We start from the raw sequence: 26,748 nt of genomic DNA, 5'->3' as shown, positions 1-26,748 counted from the left end.
CTAATTTACAACTCTAAATGCCTACTTTTCTTTGAATTCAGTTTTATTCTCTCGATCCTTTCCTTCAGGGGACTACCCAGTGAAAGTTGCAGGGCTTACGCATGGGGCGGCTAGAAACCCGCTTTCTACGAGTTTTGCGACGAGTCAATCGATTTTAAATTTTAGATTTTAGATTTTAGATTGAAGCCTTGACCCCACGGATAAATACGTTCGGCAAGTTTCATCGGATATACGTTTTTTATTTCTGGACGGATGAATCCGCGGGCTTGTATCCTGGATGCTTTCGGTCACGAGAAATATACGAAGAAACCGGGTGTTTGAGGTCTTTTGATTATCAGATGTATGTACTGCCAAAATTCCTCATCAATCAGGAAGAAAACTGTTAAGTTCTTCGACTAGCAAATGTACTGTTGTTGAAGGATTGTCCGTTTCAGGATTGGGGCGATCGTATTCCTGTAAAAGCCGTTTGGCGTGTTTAATTGCATCCTGCTGTTTGTCTTTTAGTTCCTCATAAATCGTCTCGCTGTTTTTCTTATACTCGTGTCCCAATAACTTGGTTAGCATATTTTGATAATCCTGGCGAGAAATTCCCGTATTATAAAAATGGAAGTGCAGCAAATACCACAATTCAAAAGCATCATTTGAATAAGCTACGTCAATGCCGTTATTTCTTGCAAGAGTTATGGCTGAATTAAAATTTTGCGAGTCGTTAGGATTTTTAGGGTTTTTATCGCGATCGAACACGCACCAAAATCGGTCTTTTTCGTCGGATTCTGTGTCGTTTTTTAACTCAATAGCTTTTTCTACTAAACTCTTCGTATTTTTTCCTTCTCCTTTGATATCCAGCTTAATTACATTTGTGTCTACCGGGAAACTTCTAAAATAGTTGGGTTCTGTTTTCTCACCTTCGCACACGATTAAAAACCATCTTCTAGTTTTAACCTTTCTATTGTAGTAATCAATATTTGTTCTTCTAGACGAACTTTTTTTATTCATGAAGTTCACCTATTAGTTCTTTAAAATTACCAATAAAAGGGATAGCGCCATACTTGCCGATAATGTAATCGCGCTCGAATGAGGCATCTTTTCCGACTTTATACTCTACCAAAGAGTACAAATCAGTAGCGCCTTTGTTGTCTTTTTCGGTAAACCATATTTGATCTTTGCGAAAACTTTTACTACTGAGCAAGTTTGTGTCGTGTGTAGTGAATATAAGCTGTGCGTTGTGCGGATTAGTCTCGTTAGAATTGAATAAGCAGATTAATTCGCGAGTAATCAGCGGATGAAGTCTGGCATCAAGTTCATCAATTAATAAAATTTTTCCTGTCCTTAAAGTATCCAGGAGAATGCCTGCTAATGCAAATAGTTTGTTTGTTCCCTCGGATTCATGCGTTTCGATATCGAATGATTCGATCGAAGTTCGCTTACCGTCAGCATCATATTTCGGGTGAACTGTTTTCACGCCTACTTCATATATACCGAACATAGCGGTTTTCTGGGAAATATACTTTTTGATTTGAATATCAGCAATCCCTAAGTCTAATTTCTTGATAAATTCAATAATATCATGTCTGTGGCGATCGTTCTCAAAAGACTCTAAAGTTTCCTCGCGGTATTGTGTATCTTGCAAGCCTGATATCAATTGCAAAGTTTTACTGAACCACAGCAATATTTTGCCAGAAATTTTACCATTAAATTGTGCGACTACAGAAAGAAATAAAGCATTACTTCGGGTTTTATCGCTAATGCCTTGTCCCTCTGGGAAATCATCTAATATATAATTATCAAAATCCCGTTCAAAAAGCATTTTTTCTTCACTGTCATCAGCTTGAAATAGCCACTCAGAAACAACTTCCCGCGCGTTCACCTCAAAACCGTACCTAAAAGTTTTGCCTTCGAGTAGAAAAACGATTTCAAAGAAAGACGGCTCTTTTTCTGTCTCCGTACTTAGCCTGAATGCTTCAATATCGATCGCGTCTGAAACTTGCGTTTCTTTGGATGAGTTGAGGACAAACCATTTCATAAAGTTAATAGCAGCAACAATGTTGCTCTTACCACTGGCGTTAGCTCCATAAATAGCAGCACTTTTGAGTAAGCTTAACTTATCATTAATTGGGAATACATTATTTTCATCCAGCTCTTTGTCTTCCTCAGTAATTGACGAAGCTACCAGGCTGAGGGTGACAGTTTCTTTAAAAGATTTGTAGTTGCCGACGCTGAATCCAATCAGCATAACTTGCCTCCGATCGCCTAAATTAGTATAACGTGCAAATTTTGCAATTCTTTCTATAATAACACAACCAGCTACCTCAGCTAACACCAAGTGCTAACCATGCGAATTCTCCAAATTATCCCCTCAATTTCCCTCGTCTACGGCGGGCCGAGTCAAATGGTACTCGGACTTTCTGCGGCCCTCGCTTCCCAAGGCATCGATGTCACAATTATCACCACAGATTCTAACGGAGATATCGGTCAACTTCCTTTAGATGTTCCTTTAAATCAACCAATAAAACAAAGCGGTTATCAAATTATTTATTTCCGCTGTTCTCCGTTTCGTAGATATAAGTTTTCTCTCTCGTTATTGCAGTGGTTAAATGAAAACGCGCGACAGTTTGACTTGGCTCACATTCACGCTCTTTTCTCACCAGTAACTACCCTCGCGGCTACAATTGCAAGATATCATCATTTGCCATATATTATGCGTCCCTGCGGTATGCTTGACCCTGCCGATTTGCAGAAAAAAAAGCGCTTGAAACAGATTTATGCCACGCTTTTAGAACGCCCTAATTTAGCAGGTGCTGCTGCAATTCATTTCACAAGTAAAGAAGAGGCTAAAATCTCAGAAAGATTTGGTTTGGGTAGCACAGGCAAGATGCCTGTGCCACGGGATTTGGACTCCACAGGCAAGATGCCTGTGCCACGGGATTTGGACTCCACAGGCAAGATGCCTGTGCCACGGGATTTGGACTTCACAGGCAAGATGCCTGTGCCACGGGATTTGGACTCCACAGGCAAGATGCCTGTGCCACGGGATTTGGACTTCACAGGCAAGATGCCTGTGCCACGGGATTTGGGCAGCACAGGCAAGATGCATGTGCCACGGGATTTGGTGATTCCATTGGGGGTGACAGCAGGTTTGTTTCCTAAGAGATTGCGAGAATCTCAAGTGCCAATTATCTTATTTATGTCGCGAATTGAACCTAAAAAAGGGCTTGATTTGTTAATTCCAGCATTAGAAAGTATTTGGGCATCTGGCATAGAGTTTCACTTTATTTTAGCTGGTTCAAATCCCCAAGATGCTGATTATGAAACACAAATTAAAGTACAAATTCACAATTCAAGCTTAGCAAAATACACAACAATAACTGGCTTTGTGAGCGGTGATTTAAAAGTTGAACTATTGACAAAAGCCGACTTATTTGTATTGCCTTCTTATTACGAAAACTTTGGCATTGCTGTAGCAGAAGCAATGGCCGCGGGTGTACCTGTCGCCATTTCCGATCGCATACATATTGCGGAAGACATACAGCAAGCAGAAGCTGGTTGGGTAGAACCTTTGGAAATAGGGGCGATCACCAATTCAATCAAATCAGCACTTCTCAATCCACAGGAGCGCCAACGGCGGGGATTGAACGGTCAAGAGTATGCCAAAAAGCATTATAACTGGGAGGCGATCGCCCAACAAACCATCGATGCTTACCAGCAGATTTTGTCATCTACTAACTAATGCAACAGCCGTTTACCTTTTACTTCTTCTCCTGCTGCGAGTTCTTGTACTGCTGCTATCAGAATTTGCAGGCGAGATTTTTTCAACGCTGCTACTGCTTTTAACATCAGTAGACTCAGAGTTTGAGGTATCGATCGCCGATTTTCTTCTAATTATAATCGGAACATTAACAGATCGACCGCAGGCTCGGCCGAAGGAGTCTATGTTCCTTCGATAATCGCAGATTGCAGCCTGTACACTCGGTTCTTGACAATCTTTAATAAAGCTTTGTGCTAGTTTGTAATTATTTCCGTCTCCTTGCTTTGAGAAAAGTTCTCCCGCTTGTTGAAAATCTGCTACTGCTTGCGATTTTGTTCCCAACATACAGCGAATAGCACCTCGTTCCAAATAAGCCAAACCATAATTAGGATTAACGCGAATAGCTTGTTCGTAATCCCCGATCGCCTTTTGCTTGTTTCCCAATTCATAGTATGCTTGACCGCGACCGAAATAAGCTTCTGCCAAGTTAGGATTAAATTGCAGCGCTCGATCGTAATTGTAAATTGCCTGCTGCTTGTTTCCCTGTTGGCCAGTAGCAATCCCCAATCCGAGGTAAGCTTGAGGTATGTTCGGATTCAACGCTAAAGCCTGAGTAAAATTTGCGATCGCCCCCGGAACATCTCCCTTTTGAACTTTCAAAGAACCTTGGTTGCTGAAATTTGCCGCTTTTTGAGCGATCGCAACTCTTTGACTGATAACAGCGCGATTGGCTCGGTAATTAGATAACTTATTTTGAGCTAGATTATAAACAGGTGTACGTGAATCGATCGCTTCTAAAAGTGCGATCGCCTGTTGCCATTTACTTTGCGACTGCTGCCAAACTTCGATCGGATGAGGCGGTTTTTGCACAACCACAGCAGCTTCCATCGCCAATTTTTGAGCCGTTGCTAGACTTTCTGCCGCCTGTAAGTTTTGCTGTACAGGAACCAAACTGGGGCGCAGTTTAAGTAAATCTGCTCTAGCTTGCTGATACCCAAAGCCGGGGAAGTTAGGAATTTTCTCTAAATTCGCGAGCGTTTCTTTAAGTCGTTTATCGAAACTTCTGAGCAGATTTACATCGGTGGCTTTCCCTGCATTCTGCGTTTCAACTGCCCGTATTTTCGCTTGCTTCAGCGTTTCATTTGCCGATCGCATAAAGGCGATCGTCCCTACACTTGTTCCCAACACCAAAACCCCTAAACCTGCTAATAAAGCTGCGGGTATTTTGCGGCTTCGCGAATTATTAACTTGATTGTTAATTCGTGATTGCTGTACCCTTCGAGTCTGACGAGACTGTTCCCCTTCCGGTTCTGAATCCACCTCCAAATCCCAAGCAGGCAACTGCAAATCATCTGCTGCTGTTCCCGCTGTCAACTCCCTACTAATGGGAGCAATATTATTGCTATTTCCGCTGTAATACTTGTCAACCAAACTCTGCAATCCTGTCTGATATCCTTCTCCTACCGCCTGAAATCTCCACTCTCCATTCTTTTTATACAAACGACCAAATTCTACACCAGTCTCTCGCGAAAAATTCTCTTTTAATTCATACCGAACAAGTTGGCTTCCCGTATCCAAATTGGTAATTTTGATAAAAGAATTTTTGATATTGCTAAAATTTGCCTTGATTTTATCTGCTTCGTGAATAGTGACGGCAAAAGTTATTTCCTCAATTTCAGGATTGATTTTCTCTAAAATAACGCCGTAAATACTCTTATTCTCTTGACCTCGGTTGTTTTTCTCAGGAATCGATTGCAGCACCGAACCATCGCAGGATTGCAGATTATTGTAAAAAATAAAATATTTATCGTTAGGTAGTTTGCCGTCAGCACCTAGCATAAACGCAGAGACATCAATCTCGTAGCTTTGTCCTGCCTCTGTCACCTGCCAACCGAGGGCGATCGCCATTTTTTTTAAACCGGGCGCTTCTTTAGAGATATTAAATCTCTCACCCTTACTTAATTGCATTGCCATCTGCTTATTTGTTAAATATCAAACTTTATAGTGTTTATCTTAATATTAAGTCACCGGATAATCTTTATCTTCAATAAAACTTAATATTTTGCTTTTAATAGCGGGCTTGATTAAAAATATGTGCTCCCTGTATCTGAATATATTGAGATTTACTTAAGTAGAATTACGTAATTTAAAATCTTGCTTTCTCCCAAACCGATTTCTACAATTTAACTTAATTTGACCCTACTTTTGAGCATTTTCAGAACTAGGTAACAAGGTAACAAATTTACCAAAAGCTCCAGACTAGACTGTTCCGCTTCCGGTTCTGACTCCACCTCCAACTCCCAAACCGGCAACTGCAAATTATCTGCGGTTGCCGCTGCCCACTCGTTAGTAGTTGGAGCAATATTATTACTACTTTAGCTGCAATACTTGTCAACAAAACTCTGCAATCCTGCCTGATATCCTGCTCCTACCGCCTGAAACCTCCACTCTCCACTCTTTCTATACAAACGACCAAATTCTACAGCAGTCTCTCGCGAAAAATTCTCTTTTAATTCATACCGAACAAGTTCGCTTCCCGTATCCAAATTGATAATTTTGATAAAAGCATTTTTGATATTGCTAAAATTTGCCTTGATTTTATCGGCTTCGTCAATAGTGACAACAAAAGTTATTTCCTCAATTTCAGGATTAACTCTTTTTAAGATAACGCCGTAAATAGTTTTATTCTCTTGATTTCGGTTGTTTTTATCCCGAATCACTTGCAGTACCGAATTGTCAAAGGATTGCAAATTATTGTAAAAGATCAAATATTTATCGTTAGGTATTTTGCCGTCAGCACCTAGCATAAAAGCAGAGACATCAATCTCGTAGCTTTGTCCTGCCTCTGTCACCTGCCAACCGAGGGCGATCGCCATTTTTTTTAAACCGGGCGCTTCTTTAGAGATATTAAATCTCTCACCCTTACTTAATTGCATTGCCATCTACTTATTTGTTAAACATCAAACTTTATAGCGTTAATGTTAATATTAAGTGGCACAATAACATTTCTTCTTTAAGAAAACTTAATATTTTGTCTCTAATAGCGGGCCTCATTAAAAAGAGGTGCTACCGCTCTCCGAAGTTATTGAGATTTACTGAGAGAGAATTACGTAAGCAAAAACCGGGCTTTCTACAAAACCCGGTTTCAACAATTGAACTTAATTTGACTCTAATTTTGAGCATTTTCAGAACTCGGTGGCAGGGTAACAAAATTACCAAAAGCTCCAACCGTTTGATAGCTTTTTTTGCCTAATTCAGTGGTGTAAATACTGACCACACCTAAGTTTTGACGCTGCGTTGTATTGTCGAGCAAGCTTTCGATCGTGCCCCGCTGCGAAGTCAGCAAATTCTTGCAACTGCCGATCAAAGTATCTGTAATGCCGCCCAAAGCTTTCGGCACGCGAGAATCTTTGCACACAGTGTTTTCCAACTCGGTTTGGAGTACGCCGGAAGCATAAGTTAGGTATTGATCTCTCCCAGGATTTGTAAATGCCATGCCGGCAGCCAGAAGAGTCAGGGCGATCGCGACTTTTCCCACATTGCCGAAAAAATTAGAAGTTGGCTTGTTAGTATTCATTGCGTTATCAATAATCATTTTTTTTAGCCCCGTTGATTTATAAGCTTCTCTTGATTTAAACTACACCTCCCCAGATACAGATTTCCGAAAGGAGGGGACAGTTTTTAGATTGGAGGCGAGTTGCGAGTAAGTCTCTGACTGGCCTACCTTCCTTTTACGTTTCTCCCTCCCTCAAATCCGGTAAATCTTCAACAAACATTTAGCTGGTTCCCAGGCTCTGCCTGGGAACGAGGAATTTAAACTTAGTTTCGCTTTGATTTTTGCCGATCGATCTCCCGCTGCAACTCTTCAATCTGACGGCGCAAAGCCTCCGTCTCACTGTTAGGCGTTTGCGACTTCACATCAACCGCACCTTCAGCTACAGCCCGCTTGTAGTTTCCTAGCTTAATTTGGCGGTATTCCTCGGAACTGGCCCAGTCTCGCAAATATCGCAGCCGTTCCACCGGGAAAGGGTGACTCAGCATCACACCTTGGCCGCCGTTGTAAAGTAAAAACTTATACACTTGGTTGAGATTGTCTCGATCGAGCTCTTGATAGTTGTCAGACTGGCGGATAAATTCTTGCAAACTGCATTGGTCAGCATATTTACTGCTAACTCCCGCAAGTTTCATCATCGTCTTCATCACACTGTTCAAGTCATCTGTTACCAACAAAGCCGCCCGGTCTGCCGATAATTCAGCCTTGCGACGCCACTCGTAAAAAGCGAAAATTAAACCGCTACCGACCATATTTCCCAGCCCGAAAGTCATCTCGCCAATTGTCGATGCCACGCTCATCGCCCACATCGCCATTTGATTTAAAGTTGGATGGCCGCATTTAATGTGTCCCAACTCGTGAGCCAAGACTACCCGCAGTTCCGCCTCGTCCAACAAGTCTAAAAGACCAGTGTTTAATACTACATAAGGCTGGTTTTTTCCCAGGGCATAGCTGTTAACTGAGGGATTCTGAGAAACAAACAAACCTGGTTCTGGAAAAACATCTAAAGCCTGCACGCACTCGCGAAATATATGATAAATGCTGGCATATTGGCGTGGGCCGACTTGAATGCTATTTCCCATTAGGTAAACGAATTGCGGTCGTTCGTAGATAAATTCTACAAATTTGCTGGCAATTAAGTCAAATCCAGGCACGCTTCGCAGCGCTTCCTCAGCTTGGCGATCGAGGGGATGTTGAAATGCTTCGCTAGAAATTCCCGTATAAGTAGGCATAGTTGTTGCAAAAGTTACATTTAAGATATCAGTATTGCCGATCGCAGCGGGTGCTAGCTGGCGCCTGACTTATCAATATTATCGCGACAAATATTGAACTGTTGTGGAACAGGCCGGAAAGCCTGTTCAAATTAGCGTTAAAATTGTGGTTCTGGTACAGGCGCGATCGACAAACATCTTTCACAGTGCCTGTGTATCGCCTCACCCAAAAATTGGAACGTGCAAAAATGGCTATCCTGCAACTCGAAAACGGTACAACCTACACTCAACAAAGCGACATTACCCGAGAACTCGCTTCCTTAAACATTCAACTCAACCGCTGGCCCGTGGGTGACAGCGCTGAAATTCAAAATTTGTTAGCTAAAGATGCTCTTGACGACAATCAAAAAGAGCAAGTGCTGCAAGGCCTCGACGGCTACTTTCAACAACTCAAGGAAACGGCAGGCTATCAATCGCGAGACTTAATTGTACTGCACCCAGACATTCCCAACCTCGACACCTTGCTGTCCAAATTCAACAAGTGCCACATCCACGCCGATGATGAAGTCCGCTATATCGTAGCAGGCGAGGGCATTTTCGGCTTCGTGCGGCCCGACGGTAGCCAAGTCGAACTCACTGTGCAGCCGGAAGAATTTATCAACGTGCCGGCGAATACAGAACACTGGTTTTATTTGACAGCAGCCCGGAAAATTAAAGCGGTGCGCTATTTTACCACGCAAGAAGGCTGGACGCCGGAGTATACCGATACGGAAATTCGATCGGGCTTAGCCATCGTTTAAATAGGCCAGCTAAAGATAAGTTTCATGAACTCGTCAAGACTGCCCTCCAAAATCAGGATTGGACAATTACTCATGATCCTTATCATATCGATCTGGGATTTGTTGATTTTTATATCGATCTGGGTGCAGAACAGTTATTAGCAGCGACAAAGGATAATGAAAAAATTGCGGTTGAAATCAAAACGTTTTTGGCACCCTCGACGATTTCAGAATTTCATACCGCAGTGGGACAATTTATTAACTATCGGATTGCATTAGAAGATGACGATCCCGATAGAACTCTTTACTTGGCAATTCCATTAGATATTTACAAAAGATTTTTCAAATACTCATTTATTCAAAGGGTGATTGAACGCAATCAAATTCCGCTTTTAGTTTACGATACCGAAAAAGAGGAGATTTCTCAATGGATAAAGTAAGTTTGTATCGTCAATATATTCAGGAGTTGCTAACTGAGCGATCCCAGCGACGATCGCCTAGCGATCCAGTTTCCAGCGAGACGATTTTCGATCTGGTAAAGGATCGCTATCAACTTGTAAATGTGGGTTGGAAAAACGGTAGCACTCGGATTTATGGCTGTGTGATTCATGTAGATATTAAAGATGGGAAAATTTGGGTGCAGCATGACGGGACTGAAGAAGCGATCGCCGATCAGTTAGTAGCACGAGGTGTCCCATCCCAGGAAATTGTGCTGGCGTATCATGCACCTCATGTCCGACAATACACCGAATTTGCAGTTGGTTGATCCAGCCTCAAACTTTGTGATTTACAGATCGCAATATGCTCAAAGCAACCGCCTCCGCCACCTTAATCCCATCAATTCCCGCCGACAGGATTCCACCCGCATATCCTGCACCTTCCCCAGCAGGATAAAGGCCTTCTGTATTCAAACTCTGATAATCTTCCTTGCGTTTAATCCGAATTGGTGAAGAAGTGCGCGTTTCCACCCCAGTCAAAACCGCATCATCCATCGCAAATCCTTTAATCTGTTTGTCAAAAGCCGGAAGTGCTTCGCGGATAGCTGCGATCGCATAATCGGGCAAACTTTCGCTCAAATCAGTCATCACAACTCCCGGCGTATAAGACGGCTGCACGCTGCCTAGCGCCGTGGAAGGGCGATTTGCCAAAAAATCACCCACAAGCTGCCCAGGGGCGTTGTAAGTGCCACCTCCTAACTCAAATGCCCGTTCTTCTAAGCGACGTTGAAACTCAATTCCTGCTAAGGGATGACCGGGATAATCCTCCGGCGTGATACCCACCACAATCCCGCTGTTAGCATTGCGTTCATTGCGAGAATATTGACTCATCCCATTAGTAACAAGTCGCCCCGGTTCTGACGCAGCCGCCACTACCAAACCACCGGGACACATACAGAAACTATACACAGAACGATTGTTTTGGCAATGGTGAACCAGTTTGTAATCGGCGGCACCCAAAAGCTTATGGCCCGCGCGATCGCCAAAACGACAGCGATCGATGATAGTTTGGGGATGTTCCACCCGAAAACCAATGGAAAAAGGTTTAGCCTCGATGTAAACTCCGCGCGAAAACAACATTTCAAAAGTATCGCGGGCGCTGTGTCCCACCGCCAGAACTATATAATTACTAGCAATATATTCTCCGCTAGCGAGGGTAAGTCCCTGCACTTTTCCATTTTCGATGTGGATATCTTCTACACGAGTTTGAAACCGAATTTCTCCGCCTAATGATTCAATTTGGGCGCGTACACTTTGGACAATTCCCACCAGTTTGAACGTGCCAATATGCGGTTTATTAATATATAAAATTTCTGGTGAAGCTCCCGCATTCACAAGTTCCGTCAGCACCTTGCGTCCATAATGCTGAGGATCTTTAACTTGGCTGTAGAGTTTGCCATCGGAAAAAGTACCCGCACCACCTTCGCCAAACTGAGCGTTAGATTCAGGGTTGAATTCTGCTTTTTTCTTCCAAAATCCAAAAGTATCAGCCGTGCGATCGCGCACAGCTTTTCCGCGTTCTAAAAGGATAGGGCGAAACCCCATTTGTGCCAACATCAGACCTGCAAACATACCGCAGGGCCCTGTACCAATCACAATGGGGCGAATCGTCAAATTGCTGGGGGCTTTGGCTACATAGCGATAACTCGTGTCTGGTGTTACCATCACATGAGGATCTTTTTTGAAGCGTTGGAGAAGTTGCTTTTCCTGTGTCGTCTCTACATCCACAATATAGACAAGGAGGATTTCTGCTTTTTTACGAGCATCATAGCTGCGCTTGAAGATGGAATAGCTGAGCAATTCTTCGGGGGGAATTTGCAGCTTTTTGAGAAGGGCATCGGCGATCGCATCTTGAGGATGATCTAGGGGGAGTTTTATTTCGGTTATTCGTAACATATAGTGGAAGTAAGAAGGAAGAAAGAAGAAGGAAGAAGGAAGAATAAAAATCCCGAACAAAAGTATTATAACTATTTAACCGGAGATCCTATGGGCGATCGTCCTCGGTCGAGCAATTTTTGATTTTTGAGTGGATAATTGCAGAAGCGTTATAATAAATAAAAAATTAAGTTTTGTAAAGACCCTTGACTGCAACATTTACACCCAAAAACAGCCGCACCTGGCACGCTCTCAACCCCCTGTGGCAAGGAGCAGAAGACTCAGTACAGAAGGGTTTGCCCCACACCAAACTAGCACCGGCGTGGCAAATACTGCTCCTGGGCGACGGTTCTCCCACCCGTCACCTGCAACTGCTGACAGGGGAACCCACAGAAGTAGATGTGATCGATATGTCCTTAGTGGGTGAAGGCGCAGACGGCGCACCCGAGCAAATTGTCGCCGTTCCCGGGCCGCGGCTGCGCCGCCAAGTGTGGCTGCGGACTGCTTCGGGACAGCGCCTGGCCTATGCGACTTCCTGGTGGGAAGCGAGCCACGTAGACGAATATTTACAAAATAAATCTTTGCCAATTTGGGCTAGTTTAGCGAGGCTGCGGACAGAATTGTATCGCGATGTGCAGGGCATTTATTGCGGTGATTCGGTGGCTTTGGAGTCAGCTTTTGAACAGTCGGGGCCTTTTTGGGGGCGACACTATTTGTTTTGGCATCACGGCAAGCCACTGACGCTGATTTATGAGGTGTTTTCGCCTTATTTAACTAAGTATTTGGGGCCGATGCAATTGGATGTGGATTGAGACTGAGATCTTGCACCATTATCAATAAGGCTTTCAGGGCGGGCTAGAAGCCCAACCCCTACTCCCCACAGTAAAATTCATCTCTTGTGGAACAGGCATTTTGCCTGTTCTCAAGAAGAAAAGGAAAATAAGGAGGGTGTAGAACTGAAGCTTCTACTTATTTCATTTTGATTCGACGAAATTTTACTCGCAAACCGTCGCGGGGATGAGGCATCGGTATTGTGATCAAATTCAAATCTTGATCCGGTAACAGATCCCACTCGTACTCCCGAACCATCTTTGCTGCAAACAACTTCATCTCTAATCGGGCAAATTCTTTGCCCAAACATTCTCGCAAACCGCCGCCAAAGGGCACGTAACTGAAAGGTTTAGCCGATCGATCCGAGCTAAATCGATCGGGGTCGAATCGATCGGGTTCAGGATAAAGTTGACTATCCTGATGGGTTTGAGTAATCCCAGAAACCACGCTCCAACCCTTGGGAATTTCATAGCCACCGAACTCACAAGCATTAATTACTGTCCGAAAAACACCTGCCGCCGGTGGAACCAAACGCAGCACTTCTCGCATAACCTGCTCTAAATAAGTCATTTGTTTGAGCTGTTCCAATGTTAGGGGTTCAGTCGCGGGGAACTGCTGCTGTTCGGCCCGCACTTTTGCCATCACATCGGGATTTTGAGCCAGGAGAAGGCAAAAAGAGGCGATCGCCGAAGTTAAAGTTTCGTGTCCCGCAAACAGCAGCAACAGCACTTGATCTTTTAACTCATCCAAACTCAAACTATTTCCCTCGTCATCGCGAGCCGAAATCAGCAAACTCAAAGCATCATTGCCACTAGGGGCTTCTTTTTGGCGATCGCGAATAATCTTTTCCAGTTCTGCTAACAGTAACTTTCTGCTACTTTTCGCTTTACCAAACTTAGTCCAAGGCACATCTAAAGGTATCGAAAATAAACCATTAGACCAAGTTTCAAAATAATTACCTAGCGCCGTTTCCGAAGCCTTTTCAATCCCAACTAACAACTTACCCGCCACATCAAAAGTATAATTTCTCAGTTCGGGATACCAAGTCAGGGTTTCCATTTTTTCCCATTTTTCCAAATAGCGCTGAGTGATATCTTCCATCCCGCCGATGTAGCCAACCAAAGCTCGCGGCTGAAACGCTTGGTACAGCAACTTGCGCCGATTTAGGTGGTTAGCACCCGTTTGCAGTGACAAGGAAAGCGGCCCTAAAAGCGCTTTCGTACTCGGAGGAAAACTCACAACAAAATATTGGTTGTCATTGCTTAAAACAAACAAACTAGCCTCTTGGCCACGCATAAACACGGTAGGCTGTCCGAAAATGCTGGTTTTGAAAATGGATCCGTACTGCTGGTGGCGTTTTTTGGCAAATTGGGAATCTTGCAAAAAGTTGAGGGTATCGCCAATTAGGGGTAAACCTAAACTGCCGGGAGGTAATGCCATATGTGATTTGTGATTTGTGATTTGTGATTTTTAATATCATATCAATTTTAGTTGGAGGGCTGGCAATACGCACCAGACAAATTTAGGGAAAAATAACTTTTCTCTGTTGGTAGTCTGTCGGGTGCATCAGTCTTAAGGTTAGTACAAAAAAAATATGGTTTTTTCAACTGAGCCACCTTAGTATTTTGCCGAAAAACCATTTAATTTTCTGTCCTTTTAATCGGAATCTCGATTATAAATTCAGTACCTTTCCCCACCACCGAGAAACACTTGATTTCACCTTTATGTTTTTCGACAATAATTGAATGGGAAATCGCTAAACCCATCCCCGTTCCTGAACCGACCCGTTTGGTAGTATAGAAGGGGTCAAATATCCGTTGCTTGACTTGATCGCTGATACCTGCACCGTTATCAGCAATTCTAATCACAGCGAGAGTACCTTCTACCTCTGTACTAATGCGGATAATTCCCGGATTTTCGAGCGGTTCTTGTAACACATCAATAGCGTTAGCAATAATATTCATAAACACCTGATTCAACAGTCCGGCGTAGCACTCCACCAGTGGCAATTTCCCGTATTCTTTAACGAGTTGAATTGCTGGGCGATCGGGCTGAACTTTCAGACGGTGTTCTAAAATCATCAATGTGCTGTCGATGCCTTCGTGAATGTTAACCTTTTTCATGTCAGATTCATCAAGGCGAGAGAAATTCCGCAAACTCCGCACGATATCCCGGATGCGAGTAGCTCCCATCTGCATAGAAGACAGCATTTTCGGCAAGTCGTCTAGCACGAAATCCAGCTCTAAAACTTCTATTTCCTCCTGAAGAGCTGGAGAAGGTTCCGGGTATTCATCTCGATACATTTGCACCAGTTTCATCAGGTTTCTGGCGTATTCTTCTGTATAGGTAAGATTGCCGAAGATAAAGCTGACCGGGTTATTGATTTCGTGGGCGATTCCTGCTACCATCTGACCGAGACTAGACATTTTTTCTGCCTGCACGAGCTGAGTTTGAGCTTGCTGGAGTTCGCACAGAGTTACTTCGAGTTTGGCTGCTTGTTCTTGCGCTATCCGAGCTGAATCGACGCTTTTAGTGTAAAGTTCAGATTGACTGATGGCGATGCCCAATTGATCGCCAATTGCCTCCATTAACTCCACTTCCTCTTTTGTCCACTTGCGTGCCTCCCTGCAAGAAACGCAGCCAACAACACCAGTTAAACCCCCGGCACTTTTAATCGGTAAATCCAAGACAGACTTGCAACCAAGCTCCAAAAAGAATTTTTGTTCGACGGGATCGCTGACAGTTGCAACATCATCTATTTGATAAACTTCCAAATTAGCGATTTTTTGCGGTAGCGTACCCGTTATGTCAGCAGGGAAATAACCCAAAAGCGAGAACAAATCATCATTTTTAGCTTCGTGGACGACATCCCAAGCAGGTGGCGAAGCGTCGGGCAAATACCAGATAAAAATACAGCGATCGACTTGCAGCAAGTCGCGAATTTGCTGCACGGTTGTTGCCAAAATAGTATCTAAATCCAGAGATTCGCGGATATTGCTAGCTAGCTGGTTCAGCAGCGTTTCCTGCTCCGCTAACTTGCGGAATCTCGCTTCCGACTTTTGCAACTGTCTTTGAGATTCTTTTTGTTTTGTAACGTCCAAACCTAAACCGATTAAGCCGATTGCGTTACCAAAATCATCTTTGACCTTAGTTTTAATTGTCTCCAAATAATGTTCTTTACCATCAGCAAGCTGCATCACTTCTTCAGTATAACAGGGAATATTTTGGCTCCAGGCTTGCACGTCAGATTCCATGCACTTAGCCGATGCTTCTAATCCCAAAACTTCGGAATAGTGAGATGCTGCTAAAAATCTTGATTCAGGTATAGCCACATCTTCGCAGAAAGTTTTGTTAATTAATAACATCCGCCCGCTAGCATTTGTCAGCCATACCCAGATCGGAGCGTTGTCAATAATTGCCCTCAAAGTTTGCTTTTGTCGGGCGAGAGCTTCTTCTGTTTGTTTGCGCTTAATCCCCAGGGCGATCGTATCGGCACTTGAGGCCAAAGCAATCAGCGTTGATTCATTCAACTCCTGGCGAGCAAACATCGCGATTACTCCCAGCAACTGATTGTCAACAATTAGCGGATATCCAGCAAAAGCCACCATTCCTTCTCGTTCGGCCCATTTTTTGTCCTTGATGCGAGGATCTTCTTGCACACAATTAGTGATGTGAGGTTGTCGCTCCAGGGCGATTAAACCAATCTTGAACTCACCGACAGCAATGCGGCTGTGAGCGCCGTCAATGTGAGTATATATCCCCGCGCTTGCTTGCAGTTGCAATACATTTCCCTCTTCATTCAACGTCCAAATCCGAGCAAAGGCAACATCCAAATGGCGCACAACTGCATCGGCGCAATATTGCAAAGTTGCAAGCAAAGTCTGGTTTTGAGTTAGACCAATTCCCACATCTGCTGTGAATAAAGAAAGTTTTAATTGTTCTGCTAAAGCTTGTTCTGCTATTTTGCGCTCTGTAATGTCCGTAGCAGCACCGAGACGCTGCTTAATTTTTCCCTCCTCTGTTCTGCTAAACACAATTTCCCGGCTGACTAGCCAGCGCCAACAGCCTTTTTTGTCGCGCACCCGATATTCGTACTCACCAACTTCGCCGTCGGGACCAGTTTCCAATTGCTGCAAATATTCTGGAAATTTAGCTAAATCATCAGGGTGGATAATGGTAGGCAACAGACTGCTGCCCATTTTTTGAACTTCTTCGACGGTATAGCCCAGCGCGACATTGATTTCGCGGTTGTTGTACACATTTCGCTGCTCGATCTCGTCGTAGACATAGAGAATATTCGGAGTAGCATTGGCAATTTGTTCGATAAAACGCTGACTCTCTTGCAGCGCTGCTTCTGCTTGTTCTTGAGCGGAAATGTCGCGGCCAACACCATAGATCAATTCTTCCTCGCAGAAACGGGTAGCAGTCCAGGCTATCCACTTGTAAGAACCGTTGCGACAGCGCCAGCGGTTTTCAAACCCAACGGTATTATTCCCCGCAGCAATACTTTCAGCTTCTTTTAAAGTAATTTCGCGATCGTCTGGATGCACGAATTCAAGGAAGAGTTTGCCAACCATTTCGGCTGGGGAATAGCCGAGTATTTTTTCTGCTGCTGGGTTGATGAGTGTTATATAACCGTCAAAACTAAGGACGCACAGCAGATCTAGCGAGAGGCTAAAAAAGCGATCGCCCCCGTTGGGTTCGCTGGATGGGCGATCGTTTTGGGCTACGACAGCAGATGCGTTTGAGCGCGCCGATACCGCCAAAAAGACAATATTTGCTATTCCCAAAAATCCCAGGGCGAGTTGGCTATCGTAGAAATTATCACCGCTGCCAGCTACGAGCCACCCGTTTAAGACAAGCAGTACAATTATCAAAATTGAGAATAAACTGCCAGGGGCGATCGTCCCTACGCTAATTTTTTTTTCATACTCCTTGCTGCCTTCTGCCTTTTCTATTCGGGTGACTGCTGCCGTAATTTTTGTCCACAACACGTGCAGTAAGTTCGATAATTTAGTGCTTTTTGATTCTTCGATACGAACAGAAGATTTCATTTTTTTACTTTTGATCCCGTTTTACGTGCGGTGAGCCAAAATTACAATAAAGCTGTTTAAATATTGTTAAACTTTCCTAGCTTGCGAAATCTAGCGTTTTAAAATTTGCGTAAATCTACGCAAACCGACCATAGAATTAAGTGTATTTACGGAATTAGGGAGTAATCTCTTTTTAGCTGGGGTGGGCATTTTCTAGTTTTTCCGACTCATAGAGAGAGTTTATCTATAATACTACGCTACATATTGCTCTTAGTCATTGGACATTTGGCCTAATCTAGCTAATCCTGGACGTAGAACCTAATTATGTAGGGTTCGCCTGAAGCAGCTTGGCGCGTTATAGTAGCGTGTTATACGACTTTTGCCGTCCAGGAATGACCTGGTTTGATGTAGGAAAATACTGCGTGGAGCGCGCTGGCTGTGGGTTGAACAACCAGGCATATTAGTCAAGTTCAATCAGGTTGAATTTGACCATAAATTATGAAGTTCAAATAAAGATAAACTGTGGATTTCTGAAGATAAAATGACAAAAATATTGGTAGCAGTTTTTCGTTGCACTCCTATGTTCGCGCGTAAGGGCTAATTAGTAATTGGTAACGGGCAATTGGTAATTGTTACGAGTTGAAAACACTAGATATCAATTTTGTTGTGATTCATCAGCAGGCGATGGGGGCCAAGGCGCCACAGCACCCAAAGCAGATTTGCGGCCTAATTGCTGTTGCCGAATTCGCTCCAAATTCCCGGCAGGAATAGAAGCTATGAGTTGCCGCGTGTAAGCTTGCTGCGGTTGGCGGTAAATGCGCTCGGCAGTGCCAATTTCTTCGATTTTACCTTTGTTCATGACGATCGCGCGATCGCTCATAAACTTGACCACGCTCAAATCGTGAGAAATAAAAATATAAGTCAGTCCAAACTCTGTTTGCAACTCCTTCAGCAAATTTAAAACTTGCGCCTGCACCGACACATCTAATGCCGAAACCGACTCATCGCAAATAATAAACTTAGGATTCAAAGCCAAAGCTCTAGCAATACAAATTCGCTGTCTCTGTCCACCCGAAAACTCGTGAGGGTAGCGCCGCATAAAATCGGGATTTAAACCCACTCTATCCAACAAATAAGCAGCGCGCTCGCGCTGTTCTTTCTGGTTCTTACCAAAGCGGTGAATCACCATCGGTTCCATCACCGCATCCCCAACATTTAGGCGCGGATCGAGAGAACTAAAAGGATCTTGAAAAATAATTTGCAGATCGCGCCGCAGCCAGCGCAATTTGCGATCGTACTCTTTTTTCATCCGATAATTAGCCATCCACTGCGATGCCGAACTACTTTTCGCAGGAGGCGTAATTTCTTGACCTTCAAAAAACACTTTACCGCTGGCGATGGGAATTAATTGCAGCAAAGCTCTCGCCAAAGTTGATTTGCCGCAGCCAGACTCACCCACCAAACCCAAAGTCTCGCCCGGATAAACCTCAAAAGAAATATCGTTTACCGCCATAAATAAGCGTTTAGTTTCGCCAAACATTCCCTGAACCGGAAAACCGACTCGCAAGTTATCAACAGCTAGCAAAGGCTCGGAAATATTCGGCAGCCGAGGCGGTTTTCCTGTTGCAAAAGCGGGATTTCCCCCGCTGTTGTCGCCGTCTAAATCGGCATTTTTCTCGACAATTACTAATTCGCCGCTAGCATTTGTGGTGACATCCATAAAATCGGAAACTGTCGGCAAGCGGCGCCTTTGCCGATCGAGAGTTGGGCGGCAAGCTAATAAACCTTTTGTGTAAGGATGTTGGGGATTGCTGAAAATTTGTTCGATCGCACCGCACTCAACAATCTTGCCTCGGTACATCACCGCCACCGTATCGCCAATTTCCGCAATGACGCCCAAATCGTGGGTAATAAAAATCATTGCCATGCCTCTAGAGTCGCGCAACTCGCGCAGCAAAGCTAAGATTGTTGCCTGCACGGTTACGTCCAAAGCCGTGGTCGGTTCATCAGCAATTAATAAAGTTGGATTGCAAGAAATGGCCATTGCAATCATCACGCGCTGGATTTGACCGCCAGAGAGTTCGTGGGGATAGCGATCGAGCATAGCTTGTTTTTGGCCGTTGACGAGCTGCATCAAATCGCGATCGTCCTCCATAAGTGCTTGATTCCCCGCAGCAGTCCGGGAATGCTCTTGCCGCAAAGCCAAACACCGCTGCCTGATCTCATCGTCTGCCGGTAGCAGCTTCACTTCTTGCAGCAAAGAAGCAGCTTGGCGTCGCGCTTCTGTCTGCGACACCTGTTGGTGCAAACAAATGGCTTCTGTGAGTTGAAATCCGATCGTATAAACGGGATTTAGCGAGCTCATCGGCTCTTGAAAAATCGTCGCAATCTGGCTGCCGCGGTATGTTTGTTTTTCCCTGTCCGGCATTTCCAGGAGATTCACAGGCCCATTGCTAACGCCGTCTTTTGTCGGAGAAAACCAAATTTCGCCATCGATTTTGGTTGACGAACTCGAAAGCAAACCCATAACAGCGAGGGATGTTACCGATTTTCCCGACCCCGACTCTCCCACGATGCCCAGAGTTTGCCCTCGCTTGACCTCAAACGAAATGCCGTCAACCGCTTTGACAGTTGCAGACACATCGCCTGCGTCGGCAGATTGAAATTGAACCTGCAGGTTGCGAACTTCTAGGACGGTTTCACTCATGGAAGTCTATGGCAAAAATTAAAGGGAGATTAAGTGGATTGTAGCAGGGCCTGTTCAAGGCAGAAGGCACGGGGAAAGTTTTAAGATTGCTTCGTTCCTCGCGAAGCGTGGCAATCAGAAAACTCAGAGCTAGTTATAGCCGCTCTCAATCAGGTGAGGTACTCGCCGGCTGTCTTACCAATTTCGCAATCGAAAATCGAAAATCGAAAATCCCAATCAGTACCTCACTCAATTGACAATTGCGATAAATGCCTTCTGCCTGCAATTTTCCTCAAAAACCAATGACTTGAGTGTCAGCAGGCAGTGCAGTGGCCTCGGAGACCTTTTTAAACACGGTTGCCTGTTCGTTTAAGGAATTAGGTCTGGCCTGTCCGGGATTGGTGCCTTGCAACTGAAGGCGCATTTGACCTTCGGCAGTCAACTCAAAAACAGTCTCAACGGTTTCTGTGCTGCTGAGGCCGACATCAAGGTGCATCGGTTTTTCACCGAGATTAACTTTGTATCTCATTTCTTTGGCGCGGGCGGCTCCGTCGGGGCCTTTAGCCATGAGAAACAATTTGCCTTCTGGGGCAAAGACGAAGGTGAAAGACTGACCGGAGGGGACTGTGCCTTGCCATTGGCCTAGGAGTTGCGTGTCGATGTTGCTGGTGGCCGGGGCTGTAGCTTCAGCAATTGTTGGTGTTGCTGCGGATGCGGGGCCGAGTGAGGCGTTGAAGCTAATGAGGATGCCCAAGCAAAGGCTACCTGCGATCGCTTTACCAATCATTTTTGAATTAGACATGAGACCGATCTAAAAATTGGTTATTTGTTTTGTACACTGTAGCGGTAAAACCGTACTTTGTTTAGTTTAAATCCCTTTTTGGGATAGATATAGGTTGAGCTTCCAACCTGCAGTGCAGTTGTCACCCCCGGACTAAAGCTTTTCCTGAGCTTGTTGAAGGGTCATTCGATTTTAGATTTTAGATTTTAGATTTTGGATTTTGGATTGACCCCACGGATAAATTCTGGTGCTTAAGAATTTTAGATTTTAGATTTTGGATTGATTCCACGGATAAATCACGTGGCGGGTACCATCAAGGAATTCTTGGTCACGGGGCTTCCAGTTTTTTTTATTGTTGTAAAATCCAATACAAATCCGGCTTAAGCTGCACAGTTCGCTGTTCTGAGTAGATTGTTCTTAACTCAAAACAGCTAATTGACTATTGCGTTCGATCGCACCCCCAGATATTTTGGTAAATCGATCGCATTAATAGTCTGTCATTAATTTTTTTCAGTATCGGGTTCGACTTGTTCTGTCGGAGATTCCGGCGCGGGTTCCTGTGGATTTCGCGATCGTTTCATGCGCTCCAATGCCTCTGCGTAAGACCAAGCCATGCTCACAATAAAAGCTTTCGCCATGCCGGACAAATTTTGTGCATCCTCGCTTTCAGGCGCTTCAGCTTTTTGGTTGCCGTCGTTCATCATGTTTTTGTTTTCTCCCGGGCAGGTTTTTCTAGCGATTTTTTGCAGTGTGCGATCGATACCCACAAATTATGATTTTTCTTGCACCCGCACCCTACTTGTCTTTGAGGATATGACCTTGCTCAGCACAAATAATATCATAAATACACTGATTCGATGACCGCATCAGAAAGAAACCTTAACTTCGCTGGTGGCCCGCAACACTGACTCTTGCTGGAAAGTGCGCTTGTAAGTTTCGATAATTTCATGAATAGCTTGATTCTTTTCCGGACTACTTTCATAAATTAAAATAACTATTTTAGAGTTTTCTCTAATCAGAATTCCCGATCTGTTGAGAAACTGCCCGGAGCCGTCTAATACGGTTAGCCCCTCCCGAAAGCGAGGGGTAATAACTGCCTTGACAAACTCCTGCCATTCTGATTCAGAAATTGTCTCGCCTCCCGGTTTTGTTAAGCCAAAATACAGTTCATCTTTGAGGAGATTTGTTTGCTTGGCATGAGTATCCGAAGTTTCGGGAAGTTGAGCGTGGGCAATTGTCGCCGGACAAACAGGCAGGATGAACAGCACGCCGGTCAAGCAAAGACTTTTAAGATGTTTATTCATCAGGAATTACCTGCAACTTCTATATGTAGGGTGCAACTGAGATGTTGCACCATTCTCAATAAGCTTTGTATGAACAGGCTTTCCGGCCTGTTCCACAAGAAAATTCACTCTTTGTGGAACAGGCCGGAAAGCCTGTTCCTGAGAATGGTGCAAGATGTGAGGTGCAACCTAAGCGCTTTACCACTTATTTATTCGTCTAAAGGGAAAGAGACGAAAGTTTGCGTAGTTTGACCTCGAACTCGTATTCCAGAGGCTAGCTAAGTCACAATGGATTTAATTTAACATAAAAGGCTTCCAACTCAAAAACCCAGTTTCTCAGGTGAAACTGGGTTTTTGAGCATCTGTTCTAGTTTATTTATGCTCGCCTACTTGATTGCGTCTGCCGTATTAAGTAGCTCAACTTATTTAAACGTCAAACTTTTCAGGTGTTCAGAAACCCGGAAGGGCGAGCACTCTTGGCTGCGCCCCGAAAGCAATCAGGTTTCTCAAAGTGTTATATTTTTTTAGGTGGAGCTACTAATCCTTTAATTCGCGGATACTTCTCTTAGCAGTGTCTTGATACATCTCCCCCATTTCTTTCACGGCTGCTCCTGCCTCTTGCCCAATCTTCTGAGCTCGTTCGCCGGGAGAGTCTGAGGTTTCGCGAGCTTCTTGCCTCCATTCCCGTGTTGTTTGGGGTCTTTCAGGATTGGTTAGATCAGCCTTTGAGCTGGCTTGCGCGCCAAAACCTTTGTTAGTGCGTCCCGAATCAACAGTGGTTGTCAGCACCAGAAAACCAACTAGGACAACACTCAAAAAACTCTTAATTTGAAAGCCCTTAAGTAGGGAACTGATGCGAGCAATGGCTGTGGAAATCAAATTCATCTCAGTAATACTCCCTAAGTTGATTGGTGATAATTTTCAACATTTTTTCATCTAATTGACTCGCTCCAAAATCAGCAGCGAACGCGAGGTAAAGCCAACTTAGCTTCAACTTGCCATTAACTACCTAAATAGAGTTATAGGTTAGCGATAAAATCTGGTAAACACGCCACCTATGTGTCAGCCAATTAGCTTTTTCACACATGAATATCACGTTAACAGCAGCCAAATAGTTCTACCTCTAACTAAAGTCATAACTTAGTTAGAAGCAAAAAACATATTTTTATACACATGGTTAGACAATTTTTAATCAATCATGCTCTGCAGGGCAAATTCTTATTGCAAGCGATCGCCCGTTTTCACGTCAAACCAGTGCAGCAACTGAGGCCCAAAAACCAGCTCTACAATTTCGGAATTCCAGTGGCGGTCATTTGGCAGCAAAGCCCGCACCGTTACTGACTCCAAACCTTTAACTCGGACGCTAAGTAAATTTTGCATTCCCAAGTTTTCCACTAAAAAAACCTCACCTTTAATTGCCTCTGGGGCCGACATATTGCCGGCCTCTACATCTGCAAAGCCGACGTGTTCCGGGCGAATTCCTAACACAATTTCTGGCGGCACAGTCGGCATATCTGGTAGTCGAACTCGAAAATCGCCCAAAATCGCAAAATTGCCCTGGCATTTAAGCACTAGCAAATTCATTTGCGGGCTGCCCACAAAACCGGCTACAAACTGATTTGCAGGACGGGTATAAATTAAGTGTGGCGGATCGAGCTGCTGCACGTTGCCACTGTTGAGAACTGCGACTTTGGTAGAAAGCGTCATTGCTTCGGTTTGGTCGTGAGTTACGTACACTACAGGAGCTTTTTGGGAGGAAAATAATTGTTTGAGTTCGGCCCTAACTTTTTCCCGCAATAATGCGTCGAGATTGCTCAAAGGTTCGTCGAGCAAAAATACTTCCGGTTGGCGCACTAATGCGCGGCCGAGGGCGACTCGCTGCCGCTGTCCGCCTGATAGTTTTCCTGGTTTGCGATCGATTAATTCCGTCAATCCGAGGGATGTTGCAACTTCTGTCACTAACCGGTTGATTTCACCGGAGGAGATTTTGCGAAGTTTGAGGCTCGATGCCATATTCTCGTATACTGTCATGTGCGGATAAAGCGCGTAACTTTGAAAAACCATTGCAATATCCCGATCGCCCGGTCTGAGATAAGTGACATCGCGATCGCCAATTCTAATCTCGCCCCTAGTCGGCTGTTCTAACCCTGCAATTAACCGCAGCGTCGTAGATTTGCCACACCCCGACGGCCCCAACAAAGTCAGAAATTCCCCTTCGCTGACATCCAAACTAATGTCTTTTACGGGAACTACTTTAGGGCTGTAGGTTTTATTGAGGTTTTTGAGTTGCAATTTTGCCATGATTTTTAATGGGTAATTGGGAATTGCTAAGAACAGCACGACACGGATAAACACGGATACACGGATTAATCTTTTGTTGCTTGTTTGACTACTGACTACTGACTACTCTCCAATCTAAAATCTAAAATCTAAAATCTAAAATCGATTTATCCTTTTACAGCCCCCGCAGTTAAACCCTGAACAATGCGTCGCTGGAACACCAAAACCAGCAAAACCAAGGGCAAAGTTCCCAAAACGGTAGCTGCGGCGATCGGCCCGTAAGGAATCTCAAAGACTGACACCCCGCTGAGTTGAGCAGTTGCGACGGGGATTGTTTTCAGAGATTCGCGAGTCATAAATGTTAGTGCAAAAATAAACTCGTTCCAAGCTGAAATAAATGTCAAAATTCCAGTTGTGACTAACGCGGGAAATGTCATCGGCAGTACGATTTGCCACAGCATTTGAAAAGTGTTGTAGCCGTCAACTTTAGCGGCATCTTCCAAATCTTTTGGCAACTGTTGAAAGAAACTTCGCATCACCAAAATTGTCAGCGGCAAATTGATCGCGGTGTAAGGAATAATTAAGGCTAAATAATTATTGCCTAAATCCAAAGCTTTGACAATTTCCAGCAGTCCCAAAAATAGCAGCACCGCCGGAAATAGCGTCACAATCGTCACAGTTGCCAGGATGATTCTCTCGCCCCACAGCCGCAACCGGGCTAAAGCGTAAGCTGCGGGAGCGCCTACTGCTAAACACAGTAATGTTGAAGTAATGGAAACAAAAGCGCTATTTAAAATGTAAAGTGCAAACGGGCGGCGCTGGAAAAGGGACAGGTAATGCTCGAAAGTAATTCGTTTGGGAATGTAGATGTTGGGAATCGCCGAAATATCTGCATTTACTTTGAAAGAAGTTAGCACCTGCCAGATAATAGGTGCGAGGAAATAGGCGACAATTAAGAGCGCTGAGATTGGCAAGATTAATTGCCGGATGTTAAAGGTTTTTTTCGTGGGTTGTTCGCGGGCGATCGACATAATTTATACCAATGAAATAAAAGTGCAACTGTTGGTTATCTAAAATCTAAAATCCCAAATCTAAAATCGTCTTAGTTTCCTCCGGCTGCATTGGTGCGGGCTCTCGATAACAGATAAGCGGCGATCGCAACTGCTGCCACTAACAGCAAAAAAGTACACACCACCAAAGCCGCCCCATACCCAAAGTCTAAATACCTCATTACCGTGCTGTAAATGTAGATAGAAACCGTCTCCGTTGCCCCCGCCGGCCCCCCTCCCGTCATCACCTGAATCAAGTCAAAAATGCCGAAAGATTGGGCAAATCGAAACAGCACAGCAATCACAATTTGGGGCATCAGCAGAGGCACGGTAACTTGACGGAAACTCTGCCAGCTACTCGCGCCGTCAATCGCGTGGGCTTCGTACAAATCACCGGGAATTGATTGCAATCCCGCTAGCAAAAGCAAGCTGACAAAGGGCGTAGTTTTCCACACATCTGCTGTAATTACTGCCATCATTGCCAAAGTCGGATCTCCCAGCCAGCTAATGCTGTTTTGAATCAATCCTAATCGCCTCAAAATGTCGTTAATTACGCCGTATTGGTCGTTAAAAATCCACGCCCAAGCTACTCCCATCAATGCAGTGGGCAAAGCCCAAGGTAGCAAGGAGATTGTGCGAACAATGCCGCGCCCTGCGAAGGATTGATTTAATACTAAGGCAATGCCCATACCGAGAATTAATTCCAGCACAACAGAGGCGACTGTAAATACTGTGGTGTTGCCTAAAGTTTGCCAGAAACGCCCGTCGCCTAACATTCGACTGTAGTTAGCAAAACCGGAAAAAACCAGTTTTAATTCAGTACCGAGGTTTTGGGTGAATAAACTCAGCCAAAAAGCGCGTAATATTGGGTAAGCAAATACTAGCATCAGAATTATCAAAGCTGGTGCTACTAATATCCATCCGGTTTTTTGTTCGCGCTGTCGCATCTTGTCTAATTGCATATTGTTCACCTTTAATTTATTTTTTGGCGGGCTAGAAGCCCAACCCCTACTCCCCACAATTGAATTAACTGGTTTGTGGAACAGGCATCTTGCCTGTTTCTAACTCTTTGTGGAACAGGCATCTTGCCTGTTTCTAACTCTTTGTGGAACAGGCATCTTGCCTGTTTCTAACTCTTTGTGGAA

22 protein-coding genes are annotated in these 26,748 nt (G+C 44.4%); 5 read left to right on the top strand and 17 right to left on the bottom strand.

The genetic code is table 11. The annotated features are described in order from the left end of the window. Nucleotides 1–363: 363 nt before the first annotated feature. The gene (locus tag QUB11_RS25405) at nucleotides 364–996 is read right to left on the bottom strand and encodes an RloB family protein (protein ID WP_333202279.1); all 633 of its coding nucleotides are present in this window, start codon (nucleotides 994–996) and stop codon (nucleotides 364–366) included. Beyond that, nucleotides 989–2,233, bottom strand: coding sequence for an ATP-binding protein (locus QUB11_RS25400; protein WP_333202277.1), 1,245 nt, complete (start codon nucleotides 2,231–2,233; stop codon nucleotides 989–991). Before QUB11_RS25400 ends, QUB11_RS25405 begins: the two co-directional genes overlap by 8 nt. A gap of 99 nt (nucleotides 2,234–2,332) precedes the next feature. On the opposite strand from QUB11_RS25400, the gene QUB11_RS25395 reads away from it, so the two are divergent. Beyond that, complete coding sequence (locus tag QUB11_RS25395; RefSeq protein WP_333391981.1) at nucleotides 2,333–3,727, top strand: glycosyltransferase; 1,395 nt, start codon at nucleotides 2,333–2,335, stop codon at nucleotides 3,725–3,727. A gap of 12 nt (nucleotides 3,728–3,739) precedes the next feature. Here the strand turns inward: QUB11_RS25395 and QUB11_RS25390 are convergent, their stop codons facing one another. The 4 genes from QUB11_RS25390 to QUB11_RS25375 form a co-directional block, all read right to left on the bottom strand. Further along, a complete protein-coding gene (locus tag QUB11_RS25390) occupies nucleotides 3,740–5,713 on the bottom strand; it encodes a TerD family protein (protein ID WP_333256574.1) in 1,974 nt (657 codons plus the stop codon). Between the two features lie 407 nt (nucleotides 5,714–6,120). Then, the gene (locus QUB11_RS25385) at nucleotides 6,121–6,687 is read right to left on the bottom strand and encodes a TerD family protein (RefSeq protein ID WP_333202271.1); all 567 of its coding nucleotides are present in this window, start codon (nucleotides 6,685–6,687) and stop codon (nucleotides 6,121–6,123) included. A gap of 227 nt (nucleotides 6,688–6,914) precedes the next feature. Then, a complete protein-coding gene (locus QUB11_RS25380; protein ID WP_333202269.1) occupies nucleotides 6,915–7,340 on the bottom strand; it encodes a DUF4359 domain-containing protein in 426 nt (141 codons plus the stop codon). A gap of 224 nt (nucleotides 7,341–7,564) precedes the next feature. After that, nucleotides 7,565–8,530 carry a M48 family metallopeptidase gene (locus tag QUB11_RS25375; RefSeq protein WP_333202267.1) on the bottom strand — a complete coding sequence of 322 codons (966 nt, stop codon included), beginning with the start codon at nucleotides 8,528–8,530 and terminating at the stop codon, nucleotides 7,565–7,567. 227 nt (nucleotides 8,531–8,757) lie between these two features. Here QUB11_RS25375 and QUB11_RS25370 point away from each other — a divergent pair, with 227 nt between their 5' ends. The 3 genes from QUB11_RS25370 to QUB11_RS25360 are packed head-to-tail and all read left to right on the top strand — an operon-like array spanning nucleotide 8,758 to nucleotide 10,054. Then, the gene (locus QUB11_RS25370; protein ID WP_333142980.1) at nucleotides 8,758–9,309 is read left to right on the top strand and encodes an acireductone dioxygenase; all 552 of its coding nucleotides are present in this window, start codon (nucleotides 8,758–8,760) and stop codon (nucleotides 9,307–9,309) included. Continuing rightward, entirely contained in the window at nucleotides 9,288–9,728 is a 441-nt protein-coding gene (locus QUB11_RS25365) for an element excision factor XisH family protein (RefSeq protein ID WP_333202391.1), read from the top strand. The genes QUB11_RS25370 and QUB11_RS25365 overlap by 22 nt, the downstream gene beginning before the upstream one ends. Next, nucleotides 9,716–10,054: a XisI protein gene (locus QUB11_RS25360; protein ID WP_333142928.1), complete on the top strand. Its 339-nt coding sequence runs from the start codon at nucleotides 9,716–9,718 to the stop codon at nucleotides 10,052–10,054. The genes QUB11_RS25365 and QUB11_RS25360 overlap by 13 nt, the downstream gene beginning before the upstream one ends. 7 nt (nucleotides 10,055–10,061) lie before the next feature. On the opposite strand, the gene QUB11_RS25355 is transcribed toward QUB11_RS25360, so the two are convergent. After that, nucleotides 10,062–11,681 carry an NAD(P)/FAD-dependent oxidoreductase gene (locus tag QUB11_RS25355; protein ID WP_333202265.1) on the bottom strand — a complete coding sequence of 540 codons (1,620 nt, stop codon included), beginning with the start codon at nucleotides 11,679–11,681 and terminating at the stop codon, nucleotides 10,062–10,064. 185 nt (nucleotides 11,682–11,866) lie between these two features. Here QUB11_RS25355 and QUB11_RS25350 point away from each other — a divergent pair, with 185 nt between their 5' ends. Then, nucleotides 11,867–12,472, top strand: a complete 606-nt coding sequence (locus QUB11_RS25350; RefSeq protein WP_333202263.1) for a chorismate lyase — start codon at nucleotides 11,867–11,869, stop codon at nucleotides 12,470–12,472. 157 nt (nucleotides 12,473–12,629) lie between these two features. Here the strand turns inward: QUB11_RS25350 and QUB11_RS25345 are convergent, their stop codons facing one another. The 10 genes from QUB11_RS25345 to QUB11_RS25300 all read right to left on the bottom strand — a co-directional run bounded on the left by QUB11_RS25345 (nucleotide 12,630) and on the right by QUB11_RS25300 (nucleotide 26,565). Continuing rightward, the gene (locus QUB11_RS25345; protein WP_333202261.1) at nucleotides 12,630–13,931 is read right to left on the bottom strand and encodes a cytochrome P450; all 1,302 of its coding nucleotides are present in this window, start codon (nucleotides 13,929–13,931) and stop codon (nucleotides 12,630–12,632) included. Nucleotides 13,932–14,131: 200 nt separating this feature from the next. Next, a complete protein-coding gene (locus QUB11_RS25340; RefSeq protein ID WP_333202259.1) occupies nucleotides 14,132–17,545 on the bottom strand; it encodes a PAS domain S-box protein in 3,414 nt (1,137 codons plus the stop codon). A gap of 634 nt (nucleotides 17,546–18,179) precedes the next feature. Next, the gene (locus QUB11_RS25335) at nucleotides 18,180–20,231 is read right to left on the bottom strand and encodes an ABC transporter ATP-binding protein (protein ID WP_333202257.1); all 2,052 of its coding nucleotides are present in this window, start codon (nucleotides 20,229–20,231) and stop codon (nucleotides 18,180–18,182) included. 271 nt (nucleotides 20,232–20,502) lie between these two features. After that, the gene (locus QUB11_RS25330; RefSeq protein ID WP_333202255.1) at nucleotides 20,503–21,012 is read right to left on the bottom strand and encodes a hypothetical protein; all 510 of its coding nucleotides are present in this window, start codon (nucleotides 21,010–21,012) and stop codon (nucleotides 20,503–20,505) included. Nucleotides 21,013–21,491: 479 nt separating this feature from the next. Continuing rightward, entirely contained in the window at nucleotides 21,492–21,695 is a 204-nt protein-coding gene (locus QUB11_RS25325; protein WP_333202253.1) for a hypothetical protein, read from the bottom strand. A gap of 162 nt (nucleotides 21,696–21,857) precedes the next feature. Then, on the bottom strand, nucleotides 21,858–22,295 hold the full coding sequence (locus QUB11_RS25320) for a DUF3574 domain-containing protein (protein ID WP_333202251.1): 438 nt from the start codon (nucleotides 22,293–22,295) through the stop codon (nucleotides 21,858–21,860). Between the two features lie 516 nt (nucleotides 22,296–22,811). Continuing rightward, nucleotides 22,812–23,159: a hypothetical protein gene (locus QUB11_RS25315; protein WP_333202249.1), complete on the bottom strand. Its 348-nt coding sequence runs from the start codon at nucleotides 23,157–23,159 to the stop codon at nucleotides 22,812–22,814. A gap of 333 nt (nucleotides 23,160–23,492) precedes the next feature. After that, complete coding sequence (locus QUB11_RS25310; RefSeq protein ID WP_333202247.1) at nucleotides 23,493–24,575, bottom strand: ABC transporter ATP-binding protein; 1,083 nt, start codon at nucleotides 24,573–24,575, stop codon at nucleotides 23,493–23,495. A 146-nt stretch (nucleotides 24,576–24,721) separates the two neighbouring features. After that, a complete protein-coding gene (locus QUB11_RS25305) occupies nucleotides 24,722–25,585 on the bottom strand; it encodes a carbohydrate ABC transporter permease (RefSeq protein ID WP_333097940.1) in 864 nt (287 codons plus the stop codon). Nucleotides 25,586–25,656: 71 nt separating this feature from the next. Beyond that, nucleotides 25,657–26,565: a sugar ABC transporter permease gene (locus QUB11_RS25300; protein WP_333202245.1), complete on the bottom strand. Its 909-nt coding sequence runs from the start codon at nucleotides 26,563–26,565 to the stop codon at nucleotides 25,657–25,659. Nucleotides 26,566–26,748: the final 183 nt, after the last annotated feature.

The organism is Microcoleus sp. B6-A1 (assembly GCF_036705085.1).
Taxonomy (GTDB): domain Bacteria; phylum Cyanobacteriota; class Cyanobacteriia; order Cyanobacteriales; family Microcoleaceae; genus Microcoleus.
The sequence above is the reverse complement of the archived record's forward strand: the minus strand, read 5'-3'. Positions and strand labels throughout refer to the sequence as shown.